This window comes from Dietzia natronolimnaea (assembly GCF_002289575.1).
Classification (GTDB): Bacteria; Actinomycetota; Actinomycetes; order Mycobacteriales; family Mycobacteriaceae; genus Dietzia; species Dietzia natronolimnaea_A.
In genome coordinates, this window is sequence record NZ_NTGA01000123.1 from 1 (window position 1) to 221 (window position 221).

Below are 221 nucleotides of genomic sequence, written 5' to 3' on the forward strand. Positions count from 1 at the left end.
GGCCCGCGGCCTGGGCGGGGTCCGCCTGGTGACCTCCGATGCCCACGCGGGGCTCGTGGACGCGATTGCGGCGAACCTGCCCGGTGCGGCGTGGCAGCGCTGCCGCACCCACTACGCCGCGAACCTGATGGCCGTGTGCCCCAAGTCGATGTGGCCGGCCGTGAAGGCGATGCTGCACAGCGTGTACGACCAGCCCACCGCTACCGCGGTGCACGAACAGT

The 221-nt window shown here is 72.4% G+C and carries 1 protein-coding gene; it reads left to right on the forward strand.

The features are described 5' to 3' along the window. Nucleotides 1-221 (forward strand): transposase (locus tag CEY15_RS17945; RefSeq protein ID WP_176475199.1); only part of this gene is annotated, 221 nt, incomplete at both ends.